Origin of the sequence: Streptomyces sp. RP5T (genome assembly GCF_003933965.1) — a bacterium.
GTDB lineage: Bacteria > Actinomycetota > Actinomycetes > Streptomycetales > Streptomycetaceae > Streptomyces.
In genome coordinates, this window is record NZ_RSAJ01001248.1 from 1 (window position 1) to 584 (window position 584).

Below are 584 nucleotides of genomic sequence, written 5' to 3' on the forward strand. Positions count from 1 at the left end.
CTGCTCGATCGGGGGGCCGGAAAATTGCTGTGGTTCGAGGTGGGTGGGGGCGCCGGTGTTCGATCGCGGGCGACTGGATCGCCGTAACACAATCAAGCGTGCAGCGGTGGTGCACGGAGAAGTCGGTCAGGAACGCGCCGTGCCTGCACGGGCACGCGGGAGGCGAGCTTGAGGGATCCGCGGCAGGCGACGGATGCCGCCCCACTCCCTACGAACGGGAGTGGGGGCACGGTTTGCATGGCCGTGCGCGCCCTCGTCGACCGCGGCCTGCCCCAGGATGTGATCGACGTCCACGCCGCCTGTCAGTACTACTCCGTGATCGAGATCGAGCAGCTGGGTGAGTTCGACCCGTGCGATCTGCGTGACCGGCTGGAGAGTGTCGTATGGGTCGGGGACGAGGAGTTCGCCGCGTGCGGGCTCAGCCCCGACGACATTTCCGAGCTGCGGCGATGGGCCCTGGACTGGGAGTCCGACCTCGGGCTGCGGATCCTGGAGGACTACGACGATCCGGAGGACGCCGACGACTGAGGTGGCCGGCCGGCCCTCACCCGCACGGGCTCCCGACCCGGAGCTCTTCGTAACAC

Annotated in this window: 1 protein-coding gene; it reads left to right on the forward strand. The window is 68.5% G+C overall.

Annotation, left to right across the window (positions count from 1 at the left end):
• Positions 1–237: 237 nt before the first annotated feature.
• On the forward strand, positions 238–528 hold the full coding sequence (locus EHS43_RS45660; RefSeq protein WP_185806699.1) for a hypothetical protein: 291 nt from the start codon (positions 238–240) through the stop codon (positions 526–528).
• The last annotated feature ends 56 nt before the right edge of the window (positions 529–584 follow it).

Excerpts from the sequence above, each read along its gene's own strand:
- EHS43_RS45660 (WP_185806699.1), top strand. The coding sequence starts at position 238 with ATGGCCGTGCGCGCCCTCGTCGACCGCGGCCTGCCCCAGGATGTGATC.